The 1,222-nt window shown below is 34.0% G+C and carries 1 protein-coding gene; it reads right to left on the bottom strand.

Going from position 1 to position 1,222, the window contains the following annotated elements; translation table 11 throughout:
• On the bottom strand, positions 1-1,144 hold a 1,144-nt coding region (locus V7149_RS25920; RefSeq protein WP_335348428.1), incomplete at its 3' end, for a NupC/NupG family nucleoside CNT transporter.
• Between the last annotated feature and the right edge of the window lie 78 nt (positions 1,145-1,222).

Genomic DNA, 1,222 nt, shown 5'->3' with positions numbered 1-1,222 from the left:
CACTAACTAATGTTGCTCCAAACAATAGCTTCAACCCAAACCGGGCAACTATGTTTCCTTTCTGTTCGTTTAAACTTTTTACAGCTCCTGAAATGATTCCAATAGAGGAAAAGTTTGCAAATGAGACAAGGAATACTGAGATAATTCCTAGTGTTCGAGGGGTAAAGCTTTCCTGCATTTTAGCTAAATCCATCATAGCTACAAATTCATTTGTCACAAGCTTTGTCGCCATAATACCGCCTGCTTGAACAGCCTCATATAATGGAACCCCCATAATTAATGCAAAAGGTGCAAAGATATATCCCATGATCTCCTGGAACGAAATACCGAAAATTAATTCAAAAACGCCATTAATTCCAGCAATTAATGCAACAAAACCAATTAACATGGCAGCAACTATAATCGCTACTTTAAACCCATCAATTATATATTCACCTATCATTTCAAAAAAGCTTTGTTTTTCCTCTTGAATAATAAGTATATCTTCGTTGGATTCCACAGTATACGGATTAATTACGGATGCAATAATAAATCCTCCAAATAAGTTCAGTGCCAATGCGGTAACCACATATTTTGGTTCAATCATCGTCATATAAGCTCCAACTATGGACATTGAAACCGTTGACATGGCTGATGCACACAATGTATATAAGCGATTGGCCGGCAGTTGGCCAAGTTGCTTTTTAACCGTAATAAATACTTCTGATTGACCAACCATTGCTGATGCAACGGCATTATACGACTCTAACCTTCCCATACCATTTACCTTACTTAACAAGAACCCAATTCCTTTCATAATAAAAGGAAGTATTTTTAAATATTGGAGAATACCAATTAATACCGAAATAAATACGATTGGAAGCAGAACATTTAGAAAAAATGGCATTTCACCTTCGTTTGCAAGGCCTCCAAAAACAAATGATATTCCACTGTTCGCATAAAATAATAATTTATTAAAGACGTCTGAAAACACTTTAATTAATACAAATCCAAATTTCGTATTTAACAATAATCCCGCTAATAAAAGTTGGATAACAATCATCATAATAATTGGTTTGATCTTAATATCTTTCCGATTATTACTTGCTAAATAAGCTAGTCCCAAAACAACAAGCAGTCCAAACAAAGCTATAACGTATTTCATAATTCCTCCAATGGTGTCGTTATTTCTAGAAGTTTAATTTGTACAAACCACAAGGGTTTATTTTAACATTTTTTTTAA

Origin of the sequence: Bacillus sp. JJ1503 (genome assembly GCF_036965125.1) — a bacterium.
Classification (GTDB): domain Bacteria; phylum Bacillota; class Bacilli; order Bacillales; family Cytobacillaceae; genus Cytobacillus.
Note: the sequence above shows the minus strand (reverse complement) of the source record. Positions and strands in the feature narration are given on the sequence as shown.